The sequence below is a fragment of the Dokdonia sinensis genome, assembly GCF_003688895.1.
Lineage (GTDB): Bacteria > Bacteroidota > Bacteroidia > Flavobacteriales > Flavobacteriaceae > Dokdonia > Dokdonia sinensis.
In genome coordinates, this window is the sequence record NZ_REFV01000019.1 from 1 (window position 1) to 16,969 (window position 16,969).

General features: G+C 41.1%; 20 protein-coding genes. 5 read left to right on the forward strand and 15 right to left on the reverse strand.

Features of this window, described 5'->3' with window-relative positions; all coding sequences use genetic code 11:
- Positions 1 to 331: 331 nt before the first annotated feature.
- From EAX61_RS14920 to EAX61_RS14950, 6 genes are all read right to left on the reverse strand, one after another.
- Positions 332 to 634, reverse strand: a complete 303-nt coding sequence (locus tag EAX61_RS14920) for a helix-turn-helix domain-containing protein (RefSeq protein WP_121918517.1) — start codon at positions 632 to 634, stop codon at positions 332 to 334.
- Complete coding sequence (locus EAX61_RS14925; RefSeq protein ID WP_121918518.1) at positions 621 to 962, reverse strand: type II toxin-antitoxin system RelE/ParE family toxin; 342 nt, start codon at positions 960 to 962, stop codon at positions 621 to 623. Before EAX61_RS14925 ends, EAX61_RS14920 begins: the two co-directional genes overlap by 14 nt.
- 347 nt (positions 963 to 1,309) lie before the next feature.
- Positions 1,310 to 2,173 (reverse strand): acetyl-CoA carboxylase, carboxyltransferase subunit beta, encoded by an 864-nt coding sequence (gene accD / locus EAX61_RS14930; protein ID WP_121918519.1) that lies wholly within the window; start codon positions 2,171 to 2,173, stop codon positions 1,310 to 1,312.
- A 101-nt stretch (positions 2,174 to 2,274) separates the two neighbouring features.
- Positions 2,275 to 3,342: a class II fructose-bisphosphate aldolase gene (gene fbaA, locus EAX61_RS14935; protein ID WP_121918520.1), complete on the reverse strand. Its 1,068-nt coding sequence runs from the start codon at positions 3,340 to 3,342 to the stop codon at positions 2,275 to 2,277.
- Positions 3,343 to 3,968: 626 nt separating this feature from the next.
- Positions 3,969 to 4,682, reverse strand: a complete 714-nt coding sequence (locus EAX61_RS14945) for a YqjF family protein (RefSeq protein WP_121918522.1) — start codon at positions 4,680 to 4,682, stop codon at positions 3,969 to 3,971.
- 15 nt (positions 4,683 to 4,697) lie between these two features.
- Positions 4,698 to 5,744 (reverse strand): branched-chain amino acid aminotransferase, encoded by a 1,047-nt coding sequence (locus tag EAX61_RS14950; protein ID WP_121918523.1) that lies wholly within the window; start codon positions 5,742 to 5,744, stop codon positions 4,698 to 4,700.
- 97 nt (positions 5,745 to 5,841) lie between these two features.
- Here EAX61_RS14950 and EAX61_RS14955 point away from each other — a divergent pair, with 97 nt between their 5' ends.
- Together EAX61_RS14955 and mnmC2 are read left to right on the forward strand one after the other, a co-directional pair.
- On the forward strand, positions 5,842 to 6,384 hold the full coding sequence (locus tag EAX61_RS14955; RefSeq protein WP_121918524.1) for a DUF4920 domain-containing protein: 543 nt from the start codon (positions 5,842 to 5,844) through the stop codon (positions 6,382 to 6,384).
- Between the two features lie 3 nt (positions 6,385 to 6,387).
- Entirely contained in the window at positions 6,388 to 7,065 is a 678-nt protein-coding gene (mnmC2, locus tag EAX61_RS14960; protein WP_121918525.1) for a tRNA (5-methylaminomethyl-2-thiouridine)(34)-methyltransferase MnmC2, read from the forward strand.
- Between the two features lie 274 nt (positions 7,066 to 7,339).
- Here the strand turns inward: mnmC2 and EAX61_RS14965 are convergent, their stop codons facing one another.
- From EAX61_RS14965 to EAX61_RS14990, 6 genes are all read right to left on the reverse strand, one after another.
- Positions 7,340 to 7,732 carry a ribosomal maturation YjgA family protein gene (locus EAX61_RS14965; protein ID WP_121918526.1) on the reverse strand — a complete coding sequence of 131 codons (393 nt, stop codon included), beginning with the start codon at positions 7,730 to 7,732 and terminating at the stop codon, positions 7,340 to 7,342.
- A 21-nt stretch (positions 7,733 to 7,753) separates the two neighbouring features.
- Positions 7,754 to 8,053, reverse strand: coding sequence for a hypothetical protein (locus EAX61_RS14970; protein ID WP_121918527.1), 300 nt, complete (start codon positions 8,051 to 8,053; stop codon positions 7,754 to 7,756).
- Positions 8,028 to 9,446: a DUF4153 domain-containing protein gene (locus EAX61_RS14975; RefSeq protein WP_121918528.1), complete on the reverse strand. Its 1,419-nt coding sequence runs from the start codon at positions 9,444 to 9,446 to the stop codon at positions 8,028 to 8,030. Before EAX61_RS14975 ends, EAX61_RS14970 begins: the two co-directional genes overlap by 26 nt.
- Positions 9,443 to 9,913 (reverse strand): Coq4 family protein, encoded by a 471-nt coding sequence (locus tag EAX61_RS14980; protein WP_121918529.1) that lies wholly within the window; start codon positions 9,911 to 9,913, stop codon positions 9,443 to 9,445. The genes EAX61_RS14975 and EAX61_RS14980 overlap by 4 nt, the downstream gene beginning before the upstream one ends.
- 49 nt (positions 9,914 to 9,962) lie before the next feature.
- A complete protein-coding gene (locus tag EAX61_RS14985) occupies positions 9,963 to 10,256 on the reverse strand; it encodes a winged helix-turn-helix domain-containing protein (RefSeq protein ID WP_121918530.1) in 294 nt (97 codons plus the stop codon).
- A gap of 119 nt (positions 10,257 to 10,375) precedes the next feature.
- A complete protein-coding gene (locus tag EAX61_RS14990) occupies positions 10,376 to 11,044 on the reverse strand; it encodes a hypothetical protein (RefSeq protein ID WP_121918531.1) in 669 nt (222 codons plus the stop codon).
- 179 nt (positions 11,045 to 11,223) lie between these two features.
- Between EAX61_RS14990 and EAX61_RS14995 the strand changes: the two genes are divergently transcribed.
- Both EAX61_RS14995 and EAX61_RS15000 read left to right on the forward strand, forming a co-directional pair.
- Positions 11,224 to 11,679, forward strand: a complete 456-nt coding sequence (locus EAX61_RS14995) for a DUF4442 domain-containing protein (protein ID WP_121918532.1) — start codon at positions 11,224 to 11,226, stop codon at positions 11,677 to 11,679.
- A gap of 64 nt (positions 11,680 to 11,743) precedes the next feature.
- Entirely contained in the window at positions 11,744 to 12,919 is a 1,176-nt protein-coding gene (locus EAX61_RS15000) for a GlmU family protein (protein ID WP_121918533.1), read from the forward strand.
- 7 nt (positions 12,920 to 12,926) lie between these two features.
- Here the strand turns inward: EAX61_RS15000 and EAX61_RS15005 are convergent, their stop codons facing one another.
- From EAX61_RS15005 to EAX61_RS15015, 3 genes are all read right to left on the reverse strand, one after another.
- The gene (locus EAX61_RS15005; protein ID WP_121918534.1) at positions 12,927 to 13,220 is read right to left on the reverse strand and encodes a hypothetical protein; all 294 of its coding nucleotides are present in this window, start codon (positions 13,218 to 13,220) and stop codon (positions 12,927 to 12,929) included.
- A 167-nt stretch (positions 13,221 to 13,387) separates the two neighbouring features.
- On the reverse strand, positions 13,388 to 15,028 hold the full coding sequence (locus tag EAX61_RS15010; protein WP_236642062.1) for an ABC transporter substrate-binding protein: 1,641 nt from the start codon (positions 15,026 to 15,028) through the stop codon (positions 13,388 to 13,390).
- 4 nt (positions 15,029 to 15,032) lie between these two features.
- A complete protein-coding gene (locus EAX61_RS15015; RefSeq protein WP_236642063.1) occupies positions 15,033 to 15,362 on the reverse strand; it encodes a four helix bundle protein in 330 nt (109 codons plus the stop codon).
- 147 nt (positions 15,363 to 15,509) lie between these two features.
- Here EAX61_RS15015 and mtaB point away from each other — a divergent pair, with 147 nt between their 5' ends.
- Entirely contained in the window at positions 15,510 to 16,853 is a 1,344-nt protein-coding gene (mtaB, locus tag EAX61_RS15020) for a tRNA (N(6)-L-threonylcarbamoyladenosine(37)-C(2))-methylthiotransferase MtaB (RefSeq protein ID WP_121918536.1), read from the forward strand.
- The last annotated feature ends 116 nt before the right edge of the window (positions 16,854 to 16,969 follow it).

Genomic DNA, 16,969 nt, shown 5'->3' on the forward strand with positions numbered 1-16,969 from the left:
AGTGAACTTTCCACGATGCAATCGCAAAGACTTGAGCTTGGTAATCCTTCACACAAGCTAACTACCATAAAACTACAATAGGCATCACTCCAATTGCTAAAAACGATTAAATATCAACGGCTCCGTATATGAAAAGTAGCGCTGAAAATAAGCAGTTACTTTTCGGATGAAACACAAGCCGGATTTTTAAATTTTACTATTTATCTTTTTTATTGGAAATCGTCAAATTTAAAAATTTGGCGACTTTTCAAAAATACCCAAACCGTAGTGTTAGCAATGATTTGCGCTATTTTTTATATACATTGTTGCCAGTAGTACTTTCCACACAATCTTAAACGTCCAGCGACAATTTTAAACTTCCGCCTAATCCTTCTCGTATAATTCGCATCAGAGTAGAAAGTCGGATATCACTTGCATTATTTTCAATCCGAGAAATATAGTTTTTAGTCGTACCAACTTTTTCGGCTAGCTGTTGTTGCGTTAAATGTTGTTTTTTTCTTGCCTCTTGGATTAGCACACCGATTTTAAAGGTTTCAAATTCCTCTTGAAATTCTTTACGAGATTCTGTACCAACTTTTCCGTATTGTTCGTCTAAATGGTCGTCAAACGATGTAATTCTTTTATCTGTTTTCATAATATTCCTTTTTTAACCGTTCCGCTTTTTTAATTTCTTTTTTGGGTGTTTTTTGCGTTTTCTTTTGAATTCCGCTCAATAGGATAATTAAATTCCCTTTGTCGAAAAAGCAGAAGATTCGGAATATTCCATTTCCTGCTGAAATTCGCACTTCCCAAAGTCCGTCAGTATTCGTAAGATTTTTAAAAAACTTTTCTGGAACAATTCGGTTATTTCTCAACAAAATAAGTGTCCAGTCAATTTTCTTACGAACAACGAGCGACTGTTTTAAATAGAAATCCTTAAAGTGGTTTTCGTAAAATCCTATTTCTCTTTTAAATTCGCTCAATTAGTTAGTCATTAAATTCAGAGCAAAGTTACCTAAAAAGGCAACATTCTCCAAATCTAATCAAAAATTTTAATGCGAAGAAGGATTTCAGAGTATTACTGGCAACGTGAGTATAAAACTAAGTTACCATTTTTATTCCATTCACATCTCAAAAAAGGCGCGTTATCAAATGGTTTTGTAAATTAGATCGGAATCAATACATGGGTGCGTTATCGAAAGTTTTGTGGCTCACCAAATAATAAATGTGATTTTTGACTGCAATTTGCCATCTAGTATTTTCGCGCAAGGGCACAAAAAAAGCCTCAACAAATTGTCAGGGCTTAAATAAATTATAATAATTATTAGTTCTAACTCACATTACGCACAGGACGGTTTAAGATAAGATCGAGATAGAGGTTAATCTTACGCTTTAATTCCTGTCGTGGGCTTATAAAATCCAAGAAACCGTGTTCTTGTACAAACTCTGCAGTTTGGAATCCGTCTGGAAGTTCTTTTCCAGTCGTATCACGCACCACACGCGGTCCTGCAAATCCTATGAGCGCGCCAGGCTCAGAAATATTGATGTCTCCCAGCATTGCAAAAGAAGCCGTAGTTCCTCCCGTCGTTGGGTCTGTACATAACGAAATATAAGGAATGTTAGCATCTGCCAGTTGCGCAAGTTTTGCACTTGTTTTGGCTAGTTGCATTAGCGATAGGGCTGCTTCCATCATACGGGCACCTCCAGACTTTGAGATAATCATAAAGGGAATTTTGTTTTTAAGCGAGTAGTCTGCAGCGCGGGCAATTTTTTCTCCCACAACGCTTCCCATAGATCCGCCTATAAAGCGAAAATCCATACAGGCAATCACAATATCCTCACCTCCAGATTTACCTACTGCGGTACGCACGGCATCTTTAAGTCCCGTTTTATCCTGCGCATCTTTAAGACGGTCGCTGTACTTCTTTTTATCCTCAAATTTAAGTGGATCTTTTGAAGTCAAGTTAGGGTCTAGCTCTTTGAATTTATTATCGTCAAAAAGGATTTCAAAATACTCATGACTCCCGATACGCACGTGATATCCATCTTCTGGACTCACATAGAAGTTCTGTTCCAGTTCCTCTGTATCTATTACTTTCCCAGTAGGGGATTTGTACCAGAGTCCCTTGGGCGTGTCTTTTTTATTTTCAGTCGGGGTGTTTATTCCCTTTTCTTTTCTTTTAAACCAAGCCATAATGTACTATTAGGTTGTGCGGGTTTGTCCGCTTTCGCGAAAGCTTACTTGTCCAGAATTCATTTCGGGAGCAAAAAACCACAATTAAGGCTGTAAAAATACTACAACGTATTCACATTATTCAAATCCTCAAATGCTTTTTCTAAACGAGCACGCATCGTCTCCTCACTTTTACGTACCCAAACACGTGGATCATAGTACTTTTTGTTAGGCACATCTGCTCCGTCAGGGTTTCCTATTTGAGATTTTAGGTAGTCTGCTTTGGCTCCAAAATAATCGCGTATTCCTTCCGTATAAGCATATTGCAAATCGGTATCGATATTCATTTTGATCACCCCGTAGCTTATTCCCTCGCGTATTTCCTCCACCGTAGAACCGCTTCCTCCGTGAAAAACGAAGTCAATAGTATTATGAGGTACGCCGTACTTTTCTGAAATGTACTCCTGTGAATTCTTAAGGATTTTTGGCGTAAGTTTTACATTTCCTGGCTTGTACACACCGTGCACATTCCCAAAGGCAGCTGCAATCGTAAACTGATCGCTTACCTTCTTAAGCTCTTCATAAGCGTATGCTACTTCTTCTGGTTGCGTGTAGAGTTTAGAATCGTCCACATCTGTATTGTCTACACCATCTTCTTCTCCTCCGGTAATACCAAGTTCGATTTCTAAGGTCATATCCATCTTGCTCATACGCTCAAGGTAGGTCTTACAAATCTCAATGTTTTCTTCTATAGGCTCCTCACTCAAATCAATCATATGGGAGCTAAAAAGTGATTTACCATACGTTTTATGGTGCTTCTCACTAGCGTCTAGTAATCCGTCTATCCAAGGCAATAATTTTTTTGCACAGTGGTCTGTATGCAGGATTACGGTTGCTCCGTAAGCTTCGGCAAGTTCGTGTACGTGTTTTGCACCAGCTACAGCGCCGGCAATTGCGGCCTTTTGACCATCGTTAGAAAGTCCTTTACCCGCATTAAACTGAGCACCTCCATTACTAAACTGGATAATCACAGGAGCATTGAGCGCAGCCGCAGTTTCTAAAACTACATTGATACTGCTGGACCCGATAACATTTACTGCAGGAAGGGCAAAGCCTTTTTCCTTTGCATAGTTAAAAACGTCTTGTACTTCGCGACCTGTCGCTACTCCTGGTTTAAGTGTATGGCTCATAATGTTTATTTTCTGTTTTTAGAGTCGTAAAAATACGAAAAATAAGCCTTTTTAAAGGAGATACAAGCAGGTGATGACGATAACGTTTGCGCTCTTTGACTTCGCTTAGGGAGTAAACTTGAGCAGGGTCTTCTTGTTCTATACTACCAGATAGTTTTGACAGCATTAGACTTATTGATAGAATAAATTTTTGGTCATTTCGACGACAGGAGAAATCGCATAATGAAACTCAGGAAAGTAGCTCAGGGAAACTTGCTCACTCAAACCTGCTCACTGTGATAGGATTTCTCGGCGCTGCGCTTTGTCAAAATGACAAAGTTCTAGTCATTTCGACGACAGGAGAAATCGCATAATAAAGCTCAGGAAAACTTGCTTACTATTGCAAACATCTCTCCTCACGTCTTCCTCTCGCTCGTTCCTCACTCTTCGGAGACAAATGCAAAGAGAGGCACTGTTGCGGAATCAATTAAGAGTATAATTGATTTGAAAGCTCCCTTCCTTTTTCACATCCGACGTGCGACCTAAGATGCAAGAGGAATTTGTAAGGGCTAAGACTGGATATTGCGTACTGCTCCAGAAATGATAAATTTTCAACTTCAACTTCAACTTCGATTTCGATTTCGATTTCATTTCCTGATAACCCTTTTCCCCTCAATAGTAGTTGGAGCACCCTCAGCAAGAATGACAGAGGTCGGTTGTTGCTCATTAAGAAAAGCAAACTCACTACCGTACACGTGACCAAAATCTACATCGATATTATAGTCTTGAACGGCATATTGTTCCCATTTGGGGTGGGTAACTTCGTACTCGTTTGTTTTTGTCTCGTTTACTCTAGCGTATCCCCAATAATGTTCACATATAAACTCGGCTTCACTATTTTTTGGGATAGGTTGGATGTTTTTGCCTGCTTGCACAGAAAATTCTTGCCAGTCGCCAGTTTTCTCCCAGCGATATGTAACGCTTCTGTGGTCTGAAGTCTCACGCCACTTATGGCTCATTTTTGCGCAAGTGTAGTTTTCTCCGTAGAGCGTATTTGCCACCCAGACAATGGCATTTTTAGGTACGGTTTCATTTATAAAGACGACGCCCCGTTTCCAGATACCATTATGTTTATGGCGTACGTAAAAACGTAAGTTTACTTCTTCAAAGTTTACGTGATAGGGTATCTTAATTCCAAGCACTCGCGTGTTGAGAAACATAAAGCCTACAAGGCTCACGTAGCACTTGCCTTGCCAGAGATCGAGTTCTGTTCCATACGGCAGATATTCTCTCAGAATTTCTGGATCTACAGCATAGTTTGCTAGCGCCAGTTTTCTCCATGCCGCAGTAAGGAAACTCATATTTTTTTGTGGAATTTAGATTTTTACTCTCCAGCCGTGATGATCTGCAGCACGGTTATATTGGATGTCGTTAAGTGCTTTTTTAAAACGTTGTGCATAGCTGTCGCTCACATCAGACGGTAATTTGTGATCTACACCATCGTGAGCAAAACTTTCTACGGGAACTACCACAGCGGCTGTTCCCGCGCCAAACATTTCTAGAAGTTTCCCCTTTTGAGCTGCTTCCTTAATTTCGGCTACAGAGACAGGGCGTACTTCTACAGTAACACCAGCTTCTTGCGCTAGTTTTATGATACTCTTGCGTGTGATTCCGTCCAGAATTCTATCATTCGTAGGGGCAGTTAGGAGTGTATCGCCTACGCGAAAGAACATATTCATCGTTCCCGCCTCTTCCAGATATTCGTGCGTGTTTGCATCTGTCCATACGATCTGGTCGTAGCCATCTGCCTTAGCAAGGTTAGTAGGATAAAACTGCGCGGCATAGTTTCCAGCTGCTTTTGCAAAACCTACACCACCATCTGCCGCACGGCTAAATTTTTGAGCAAAAACAACCTTTACTTTCCCAGAATAGTACGCCTGTGCGGGAGCACAAATAATCATAAAACGATATGCATTAGAAGGTGAAGCCGAAACGCCATTTTGTGTAGCAATCACAAAGGGACGGATATAAAGCGAGTTTCCATCGCCAGACTTTATCCAGTCGTTATCCATCGTAAGCAACTTGCGCATCCCATCCATAAAATACTCCTTAGGAAATTCAGGGATTGCAAGTCGGGCAGACGATTTATTGATACGCGCCCAGTTATCTTCTGGGCGAAAAAGAAACGCATTCCCATCGTCGTCCTTAAACGCTTTCATACCTTCAAAAACAGCTTGCCCGTAGTGAAACACCTTTGCACTCGGCTCAATTTGCATCGGGCCGTAAGGCACGATTTCTGGCTCCTTCCACTTTCCGTCCACAAAGTCACATTGAAACATATGGTCCGTAAAAGTGCTTCCAAACACGAGATTATTAAAATCTACATCATTTATCTTGCTTGTCGGTCGTTGCGTAATCTTCATTTTCAGGCTGTTTTGAGCCGCAAATTTAAGAATTAAAGCCCCTTAAACGTCGGTTAAATTCATAATTTTGCGCTAATCAAGATTTAAAACTTTAGTTATGAGAACTTTATTTGCAATAGCCCTCGCGGGAACGCTTCTTTTAGGATGTAAAGAGGAGGGTAATAAGGAGTCCGCTTTCGCGAAACCTGTGCTGAGCGGAGCCGAAGTAGCGGAAACCCCATCCACCACCGTGCAAGAAGATTACACAAGTTATGGCGACAAGATATCTGCCCAGAACGCACTGTCAAACACCGCAATAGCCGAAAAATATAAAACACTGAAAGCTGGCGATACCGCAATGGTAAAGTTTGAAGCACCCATAAATAGTGTATGTGCAAGTAAAGGATGCTGGATGCGTCTGGACATAGGACAAGAGGAAGAGGTTTTTGTCAAATTTAAGGACTACGCATTCTTTGTGCCTTTAGACGCAACGGGAGAAGCCGTAGTAGAGGGTAAGGCATACCTAGAAGAAGTCGCTGTAGACGAGCTCAAACATATGGCCGAAGATGCAGGAAAGACAGAAGCCGAAATTGCCGCAATCACCACACCACAGCGCGAACTCCGATTTATGGCAAACGGGGTACTCATCAAGTCCAAATAGGTCTTGAAGCGCACGATTATAACCACCGGCGACGGTTCTAAAACCATCCACATTCCCGAGTGGAATGAGCAATATCATAGCAAGCACGGCGCCATACAAGAAGCGCGTCACGTGTTTCTGGAAACAGGCTTGCAGCATTTTCTAAATGAAAACCCAGAACGGAAATCTGTTTCAATATTGGAAATGGGTTTTGGAACGGGGCTTAATGCGCTGTTGACCTATTTTAAGACCAAAGATTTAGGGATTTCTATAAATTACACAGGAGTCGAGGCGTTCCCAGTTTCTCCCGAAGAAGCAATGGCAATGGAGTATGCGAGTCAACTGGACCGTCCTATTGCTCCAGAAATATATAGAAAAATGCACGAGATTCCATTTGGAAATCGAGAGTCTGTTTCTGATACGTTCCAATTAGAGAAACGCCAGCAAAAGTTTGAGGATATTGAGGATATGGGAGTTTTTGATTTAGTGTACTTCGATGCCTTTGGCCCACGGGTGCAACCTGATCTCTGGACAGAATTTATTTTCAAGAAAATGTTTACGGCTTTAAAGTCTGATGGTGTACTCACTACCTATTGTGCCCAAGGTGCAGCAAGACGAGCAATGCAAGCCGTAGGTTTTGAAGTGGAGCGATTACCCGGGCCTCCGGGAAAGCGGGAGATGCTACGGGCGACTAAGGTTTAGTTTTTTTGTTTTGGTAAATTCGATACAATACGCTGAGTCCTTCAACTCCGTTCTTGATCATCGGACCACTCAATCACCTTTGATTTTTATTATTTATCATCACTATCCGAACCCTGAGCGTAGCCGAAGGGTGCTTTCGTTTAAATCTCCACTCCGCGTAAGAAATCTTCGCGCCTTTGCGCCTCCGTGAGAAACATTTCTGTCCGAGTAAGAAACCTCCGTGCCTTTGTGTCTCCGTGAGAACCTCCACGTTCGAGTAGGCCTCCTCCGTGTCTTAGTGTCTCCGTGAGAGATAAATTTCCACCCCATAAACAACCAAAGCCCCAACCAAATAAGCCAAAACATCCCACCAATCAAAAGTACTCCCTAAAATAATCGTAGCAATCTTATTTTCCTCCAGCCCCATCATTTCAAGAAATGGAAAAGCCTGTAAAGTTTCTATTGCGATAGCAATTCCTAAAGAAATAAGAAGTAATTTTTTCTTCCATTTAAAATTTGGTTTAGAAAATAGGGACACGACAAACATCCCAAAACAATACACCAGAATCACCGCCAGAAAATCACCAAAAATGGGTCGAATAAATGTGTCGGTAAAAAACAGGGCAATACAGATTTCCGTAATCAGGATGATAGTGAAAGCAATAAAATAGCGGAGACTATTTTTCATTGAAAAATTATTTAGTATAATTTATAAAATTTCAAGCACGAGATAAGCGCAAGCATACGCCAGCGGAATATTGAGCAACATGATGCCCATAGTCAGAAATACTTCCTTGATTTTACACTTTTTACGCACGGCGTTTATGATAACCAGAAGCAACACAATAAGGTGCACGGCAACGGTAGGATAGAGATGGAAAAATCCAATTACCAGCGAATAGTCATTCGGATACACGGCATAAATTAAGGTCTGTAAAAGACCGAATACGGCGCTAAAAAAGGCAAGTTTTAGCGCAAAACGGTTAATAGGATGTTCCAACGATTTCATAGGTTTTGTTTTGAGAGTTTAATATTCCTTGTAATGTTTTGGATTGCCAAGTTTCTTCATCTAGCTTGAACTTCCAGCTATGGTATTCTCTTTCTATGCGGTCTCTATCTAAAGATTTTGATGGGTACGCTTTCGCGAAAGCGTATAACAAATCTCCATTATCGGGTCCAAGAGAAATGAGATATGGAATGTCTGGGTTTTTAACTGTTCCGAGATTAAAATGTGTGATGCTCCTTGTCCAACTGAAACTTGCCAAAAGGATAAGCACCACAAACGCCACCCGTGCATTTGTCTTAAACATAAATAGCAGGTTATGTTTTCGGGCAATTTTGAGGTAGGTCGTGACCATTCCCACAACGCAAAATAGAAGATACACAAACACACCGATGCGCTTATAGGTAAGACCAAAACCTGTGCTGTACAGGAAGTTTTTATATGTGGTGAGTAAGACAATCAGAATATTGAGCCCTAGCCAAACGTAAGTGAGTGTCCTTAGCGTAGCACTCTTTTTATAGAAATTGAGATTTCCTCGGAAGAGGATTAAAATAATCGTGATCGCAATGATAATAGAGGTCACCAGCGCATTCACACCCTCGTGCACCGTAGCCGAAAGAACCACAGCATCCTCCAGCGGATTCTGAGCCAGATACATCACATCTGCCAGGATGAAGAGAAGGATTAAGCCGTTGAGCGCTCCTAGAAGTATAGTTCCTAGTAGGGCTTCTTTTTGAAGTCTGGATTTTTGGCTTTCGGCCAGGAGTTCTTCTTTGAGGTGAAGCGATGCGTTGCGGTCTATGGTGGTGATAATATCAAGTTCGGCGGGAGCGGTGAGGTTGCGTAGGAGGACATAACCCATTACAGCGAGGATAAACCAAGGGAAATTAAAAAATGACAAGTCTATCGCATCGAGCCATTTACCGAAAATGGGATTTGCTATTCCGTAGAGACTTGCAAATAGAACGCAAATAATGACGACGACAACTGTGGTGAGGAGAATGAAACCAATGTCTTTTTTCTGTTTGGGCGGTGCGATGTTTTTGTCGCGATGTATGTGTGCGTGTAGTACGCCTATGGTACTCTGATACATTCCATTAAACCATTGCACGTATACCGAGTTTCCTCGTCCAGAAATACTTCCCGCAAAGACCAAAAAGGCGATAAAATAATTGAATTGCGCCAGTCCACTATTTACCGTAAAGACAAAAATACCGCTTAGCACATAGAGACTTGCGCTAAAAATAAAGTCTCGCCTAGAGCGAATAGAAGGTTTGGAAACGACAACGAGAGCAACGGCAATAATTGCAAAAAGTAACATATTGAGGCCAAAGTCTTGGTCATAAAACAACGTACTGAATAGTAGCGCTAAAGGCAGATGGATGAGATTCTTTTTCATTGTAAAGTGATTTTAAATGTGTGTTGTAATTGTGCGAGTGGTTGCTCAAGCAGTTTTAAAAAATTTAGATTGTAGAACATATGTGCGGAGCGACCTTTACTAAAAGCTTCTCGAAAATGGGGAATCTCATCCATAAAAAGTATGCTACCGATTGCGATGACGATAAATAAGTATAAAGAGCGTTTCCCGTTGCCCAGCAGGTAAAATTGCATTGCAATTTCTTCGGGTACGGAGATTCCTGTATTTGTGAGAACGTGATAGATGTCGTGATTTTCCAGTTGAGGTTCTGGTGTAAAGTGATTACGTAGCAAGAAGCAACCCAGGTGATACCCCAGAGAGTTTTCAGGGTAGGTAAGCAGTTGCTTTGCAGAAATTCCCCACGGCGCCTCGCTCTTAAAGAGGAATCGATAGGGGAGTTTGCTCCATTCATAAAGTCGTTCCAGAATCAAATATCGTATTATTTTCATAGTTGTAAAGTACTTTGTATTTCAAAGCAAATAAGAAAAAAAATATAGTTTATGTGTTGCCTAATAATTTTTCTAGGGCTTCAATATGTTTCTTAAATGCATTTTTTCCTTTACGTGTAGCGCTGTAACTGGTATTTGGCTTCCGACCGATGAAGGATTTTTGTACGGCTATGTATTCTTCTTTTTCAAGGGCTTTTGCGTGACTCGCCAGATTTCCATCTGTGGCATCCAAGAGTTCTTTGAGCTCCTTAAAATCGGCGCTTTCATTTACCATCAAGACACTCATAATCCCCAGGCGCACCCGGTGGTCAAAGGCTTTATTGATATTGTTAATGATGGACATTTTTTTAGTCGGTAGTTTTATTTATAAATCTAGCAAAGCTAAGGTGGTTGAGTGATTTTTTATTGAGCGATAGCGCAATGAAAAATTGTATCGAAACCTCCGCTTTCGCGAAAGCGTACTTATACCTTATCATATTTCCTATACATAATAGTCCCATAAATAATATGAAACACCCCAAAACCTAGCGCCCAAAAGTACAATCCATATCCTATAAATTGCGTGGCAATGAGTCCAATAATTACATTTGCTATTCCTAGATATTTAATATCTCCAAGGGTGAATTTGCTTGCATTTACGAGTGCTAATCCGTAAAAAATAAGCGTGGCGGGAGCAATAAGCCCAATCAATCCATATTGAATAAGAACTATGCAGAAAGCGCCACCTGTAAATAGTGGAATAGCAAAGTTGTAGATGAGTCTACGAGAAGAGGTATCCCAGATTTTTTCGTCGTGCTTTTTGGCTTTTTTGATAGTAAAAATAATGCCTGTAACTAAAGCTAATATTAGCGTAACCAAACCAATTAGCAATAATTTAGTTGCAAGTCCATCGTGGTCGGCTAAAAAGAGCTGATACAATTCCCTTATGTATAATTCTTGTGTTGAATTGCTTTCAGAAGGTAATCCGGGTATTGTTTGAAATGCTATGACGCGATATGCAACTACAAATGCTATAAGCGCATACACTCCGGCGAGAATACCTGACAATCCACTCAAGGACATAAAACGGGAAGACTTGTGCATCATATTTTTGATACTGGCGATGTCTTCGAGATATTTTGATGACTCCATAATAAAGTACTTTGAAATTCAAAGTTAATACAATTTTAGTTTTCCGCAACAGAGAATGCAAAAGTTTTTGATTTTTTTATGTTACCTCGATGCTGTGCGGTACCGCTTTAGCGAGAGCGGTGTTAAAAATTTATTATGCGTGAATAGTATTTTCGGTTACATTTGTGAAAACGGTTTATATGAAATTTCCCAGTCCAAGTAAATTTAACCTATATACGATGGCTAAGCTTCCCGCAGCGTGGCTCACAGGTGTGCGTGTTAAACGTGTGAATGAAAAATCGTGTACGGTTTCTGTAAAGCATAGATGGATTAGTCAGAATCCTTTTAAAAGTATGTTCTGGGCGGTACAGGGAATGGCAGCAGAGCTGGCAACAGGAGCTTTAGTAATAGGCTATATCCAAAACAGCAATAAAAAGATCTCAATGCTCGTGGCAAACAATAATGCTACGTTTACGAAAAAAGCTACCGGTAGAATTAACTTCGTTTGTAACGACGGTGATAAAATTAAAGAAGCAATAGCTCAAACCATCGCAACAGGAGATGGTCAAACGTGCTGGATGAAAGCTGTGGGGACAAATAAAGACGGTGTTCAGGTCTCTGAGTTTAATTTTGAATGGACGGTCAAAGTCAAATAATTCATAATTGTCAGCACAAAATTTTGAATTCCTTTAACTTCGTAGTCCTAATTTTTACCTCGCTATGAATTATATCCTTTTTGACGGAACGGTACGCAATCAGCTTTTACCATTTACCTATACGCGCCCTGTGGCAGATATTCGTGTGGGTATACTTACCATAAGAGAGAAGTGGGAGCATCATCTGGAAACAACAACGTCTACCGTTACTGAGGATTATCTGAGTGATAAATGGTCTATCGTTGAGTTTGAGGAGAATGTGATGATTAACGCATCGTATCTTCCTACGCGTAATCTTGTGACTATCATTAAAGGAATGACAGCTGGGCAGGCTATTTTTGATGGAGAAGAAGCTATTGCTTTCTATGTGAAGGAGGACGAAGAAGTAGATTTTAATACCTACGAAATCATCGAATATACCTTTGATGATATTTTTAGAATAGAACATACTTGGGATATTTTCTCTAAAAACGGTCGTGCTATCGAGGAAGATTTTGCACTACTTACGCAGGAGCGAACTTCCGAACCAATTCCCGAGACGACCGTAGCTTTTTATCCAGAGCGTATTTTTATAGAAGAAGGAGCAAAGCTTCCACTTTGTTCACTTAATGCTGAGGCAGGTTCTATCTACATAGGTAAAGATGCTGAAATTATGGAAGGTGCAATGATACGTGGTCCTTTTGCCTTGTGTGAGCACGCAACAGTAAAAATGAGTGCAAAAATTTACGGTCCCACCACCATAGGTCCCCATTGCAAAGCGGGTGGTGAAATAAACAACTCCGTCCTGATGGCATATTCTAGCAAAGGACATGATGGTTTCTTAGGAAACAGTGTTCTAGGAGAGTGGTGTAACATAGGCGCAGATAGTAACAACTCTAACCTCAAAAACAATTATGCCTCAGTAAAATTGTGGGATTATGAATCTGGAAGATTTAAAGATACCGGCCTACAGTTTTGCGGTTTGATGATGGGCGATCATAGCAAGTGTGGCATCAACACGATGTTTAACACGGGAACGGTTATAGGCGTAGCCACAAACATTTTCGGTAGCGGATTCCCACGCAATTTTGTTCCTTCATTTTCTTGGGGAGGTGCGAGCGGTTTTGTACCGCATCAAACTAAAAAAGCCTTTGAAACCGCACGCATCGCTATGGCGCGTCGAGATATTGAATTGACAGAGCAAGATGAAGCTATTTTAAATCACGTTTTTGAGGAGACCAAGCAGTATCGGAAAGGGTAATTTCCTTTTAAGGTTTCTCCAAAATATTTCTAATAACCCAGCCCCAGTCAACCACAGTAGCCAGTAAAAAGAGTATTGTAATAGACACCACGAGAGCAATGGTCGTCGTAATTACTTCGCGTCGCTTACGTTTTTTAATCGCTTTGCGCACTTGGCTAAAATCTGTGATAAGCGATTTGTCTTCTTCAGGTTTTTCAGTGCTGGTAACAGAGCGATGCTTATTTGCACGATAGCGCCTCTCGACTTTACGTCGTGTTCTTTTTAGTTCTAATTGTCTAGTAAGGGTGGATGCATAGCTCATAATCTTTCGGCATTGGTTCTAATTATGAGTAGGAGAAATAAGTGAAATGTTACAGATTTATTCAATCCGCACTTTTTAAAAGACACGTCGACACCTTTTGTATTCTTGCTGTAAAATGATTTTTACGCTAAAACTCTAAACTCTAAACTCTGAACTCTGAATTTCGACTAACGACTTTTCTTAACCCTCTTCAAAACCAAAAAATTCTGAGCATTCGGTGTAAATCCAGAAATATTCTTTCGCGTAAAGCGCACAACTTCGTCGTAATAAAGTGGAACAATGGGAGCCTTGCTCATTGCTAGGGAATCCATTTTTGCATAAAGCTTTTTACGTTCCTCCACATCATTTATGGATAGGCTTGCTTTGTACATTTGGTCGAATTCAGCATCGCTAAAATGCGTATAATTCGGCCCATTGGGCGTAAAGTTTTTACTGTAAAATAGGCTTAAATAGTTTTCGGCGTCGGGATAATCTGCAATCCAACTGGCGCGGAAGGCATCTAACTCGCCACTACTTTTCATTTGACGCAGGGTAGAGGGTGGCATCACTTCAATTTTGATATCCAGCCCCGCTTTTTGGAGCTCCCGCTGTATGTACTCACAGATGTCCAGATACTGACTGTTAGTTCCTATAGTTAATTGTGGTTCGGTATCTCCTGTTTCTTGAATGTATTGTTGTATTAGCTTTCGCGAAAGCGTAACATCGTACCCATACCCCTCAATTTTTTCATATCCCGGTAATCCTTTAGGTATAAACCCATGCACCGCTGGCTCGCCGATTCCATTGCGCAGATAGGTTATCATCTTTTGACGGTCAAAACCGTAGTTTACAGCTTTTCGCAGGAGTTCAGATTGCACTTCGGGCGTGTCACTGCCCAAGAAAAAACCGATGTACTCCGTGTTGAGGTGCGGGCTCTTCACCATATTTACATCGTCTTGGTACTTTTCTCGTAAGCTACCAGAAGAGGTGAGAAGTTCGTCCTTATACGACGGATCAAGGCTATTCAAAAAATCAATATTTCCCTGTGCAAATTGTAGAAATTCGCTCTGTTTATCGGGTAAAAAAGTGATCGCCACCGCCTCAAGATAGGGTAGAGCATTGCCTTCTTCATCTTTCTCATAATACAGTTCATTCTTGCGAAAAACCAATTTCACCCCTTCTTCCCAGCGCTTAAATTTAAATGGGCCCGTCCCTATGGGATGTGAGCGGAATTCGCTTCCGTAATGCTCCACAATCTCCCGTGGAACAACCGAACAATAGCGCATACTGAGCAAGCCGAGATAGGCAGGAAAAGGTTTTGTGAGCTGTATTGTAAAGGTGCTGTCATTTGTCGCTTGGTAAGATTCCACATTCCCCAAGACCCAGCCACCGGGCGAAGCCACGCGGTCGTCTGTTAATCGGTCAAAAGAATAGACGAAATCCTCAGCAACCACCTTGCGTGTGCTGTCTGGCGTTTTAAATTGTTCGTGTTTGTGGTAAAAAACATCATCTCGAAGCGTAAAAGTATATGTCATCGCATCGTCAGAGATTTCCCAAGACTTTGCAATATCAGGAACTACGTTGAGGTCGTTATCCAACTGTACCAGTCCATTAAAAAGCTGATTTACGGGCCAGATAATCGAAGGATTACGAGCAAAAGCAGGATCAAGCGTTGAGATCTGGTATTGCTCATTGTAGCGAAAAACCTCGTGGTCGCGGGAGGAGGTGTTAGAGTTTGAGCAGGAGGTGAGGAGGGAAAGAGTGAATATGAGCCAGATAAAAGTAAAGTATCTTCTGGATGCTGGATGCTGGATGCTGGATGATTTCAAAATGCTAAAACTTGTTTCTATAGGCGATTAACATATTCATAAGCTTGTAACAAAAGTCGTACTTAATTTTGAAATGGGCTGGATCTATGTAGCCTCGATTTTTAGCTTTGTATAAACAAGTGACCACTTCTGCTAATGAACGAATAGAATAGCCTAAAAATTTGCGTTGTTCTGGATCGGATTGTAAAATACTGCCTTCCGATATGTTAAGAGCTATAGAATCTACTGCTCGTCTTATTTGAGAGGTGAGATTAAATATTTCTTTCTTTGGAAAATCATTTGTTAGTAAATTAATGTCCTCTCCTAAAGTCATCGCATCTTGCCAGATTCTCAATTTTTCAAATTTGAAACTCATACTGTGCTTTTGTTCGAAGTTACATTTTTATTTAAAGCATCCATCATCCCGCACCCAACATCCTGCATCCCACTACTTCATTCGTTTAAAAGAAAATCGTAATTTTACCGGCAGTAAAATTTCGAAATGAAAGACTCCAAAAACGTCGCCTTTTATACACTAGGTTGTAAGCTCAATTTCTCTGAGACTTCGACCATTGCGCGCAATTTTACGGACGAAGGTTTTAACCGTGTGGACTTCTCTGAACCGGCCGATATTTACGTCATAAACACCTGTAGTGTCACCGAAAATGCAGACAAGCGTTTTAAAACCATAGTCAAGCAATCGCAAAAAGGAAATCCAGATGCGATTGTTATCGCCGTAGGTTGCTACGCACAGTTAAAGCCAGAAGAGTTAGCCAGTGTGGATGGTGTTGATTTGGTACTCGGAGCGACCGAAAAATTCAATGTTACCAGTTACATCAATGACCTTCTTGCAAATCCAGAACGTGGTACAAAAGACGGAGAAATACATTCCTGCGAGATTAACGAAGCCGACTTTTATGTAGGTTCCTACTCCATAGGTGACCGCACACGTGCTTTCTTAAAAGTTCAGGATGGTTGTGATTATAAATGTACCTATTGCACGATTCCGCTAGCGCGAGGGATTTCTCGTAGCGATACGATGGACAATGTGATAAAAAATGCAAGCGAAATCGCTTCACAAGACATTAAGGAAATTGTGCTCACCGGAGTAAACATAGGCGATTACGGTAAGGGCGAATTTGGCAATAAACGCCACGAACATACTTTTCTGGATTTAGTGACAGAACTTGATAAAGTAAAAGGTATTGAGCGTTTACGTATTTCGTCTATCGAGCCTAATCTTTTAAAAAACGAAACTATTGATCTGGTTGCTCAGTCTCGCGCTTTTGTACCACATTTTCATATTCCGTTGCAGAGTGGGAGTAACGAGTTGCTCGGTAAAATGAAGCGACGTTATAACAAAGAATTGTATGTGGACCGCGTAGAGAAAATACGCGAAGTAATGCCCCACGCCTGCATCGGGGTTGACGTCATCGTAGGTTTTCCCGGGGAAACTGACGAGCTTTTTCTCGAGACCTATAACTTTTTGAACGAGTTAGATATTTCCTATCTACACGTTTTTACATATTCCGAACGTGACAATACGGAGGCCGTAACTATGGATGGCGTTGTACCTAATAAAGTACGCGGTAAACGTAGTAAAATGTTGCGTGGCCTTTCGGCGAAAAAGCGTCGTGCGTTTTATGAAGCACAACTAGGAAGCACCAGAACGGTCCTTTTTGAAAGTGAAAATAAAGAAGGCTACATACACGGTTTCACCGAAAACTACGTAAAAGTAAAAGCCCCGTGGAACCCAGAACTTGTAAACCAACTCCACGAAGTAGAGCTCACAAAGATAGATGAGGACGGGATGGTGCGGTTTGAGTTTGTGGGAGTGCCTGCTTAGATTTTCTTGCAAAGAGGCGAAGGCTCATAGTTTTACTTGGAATCTACAGAGCCTAAGTATTTTGTTTATCACGCTTTCGCGAAAGTGTAAACACTAGGACTGGTCATTTCGACCCT